Below are 477 nucleotides of genomic sequence, written 5' to 3' on the forward strand. Positions count from 1 at the left end.
AGCGATGAACTTTTCAGTGTTGCCGCCGGAGGTCAACTCTGCTCTGATACTTGCTGGTGCGGGGTCGCAACCGATGCTGGAAGCCGCGGCGGCCTGGGGTGGGTTGGCTGATGAATTGGGTTTGGCTGCGGCGTCTTTCGGTTCGGTGACTTCGGGTTTGGTGAATGGGTCGTGGCAGGGTGCGTCGTCGGTGGCGATGGCGGCGGCGGCTGTTCCGTATGTGAATTGGCTGAGCAGTGCGGCGGCGCAGGCTGGGCAGGCGGCCAGCCATGCCGGGGCGATGGCCGCTGAGTTCGAGGCGGTGCGTGCGGCGATGGTGAGTCCGGCTTTGGTGTCGGCTAATCGCTCTAGCTTGGTGTCGTTGGTGCTGTCGAATCTGTTCGGGCAGAACGCTCAGGCGATCGCGGCGCTTGATGGTCTGTATGAAGAGATGTGGGCGCTGGATGTGTCGGCGATGTCGAGCTATCACGCCGGGGC

1 protein-coding gene is annotated in these 477 nt (G+C 63.5%); it reads left to right on the forward strand.

Features of this window, described 5'->3' with window-relative positions:
- Nucleotides 1–4: 4 nt before the first annotated feature.
- On the forward strand, nucleotides 5–477 hold a 473-nt coding region (locus BST12_RS29450), incomplete at its 3' end, for a PPE family protein (protein WP_139802098.1).

It is taken from the genome of Mycobacterium angelicum, assembly GCF_002086155.1.
GTDB classification, from domain to species: Bacteria; Actinomycetota; Actinomycetes; order Mycobacteriales; family Mycobacteriaceae; genus Mycobacterium; species Mycobacterium angelicum.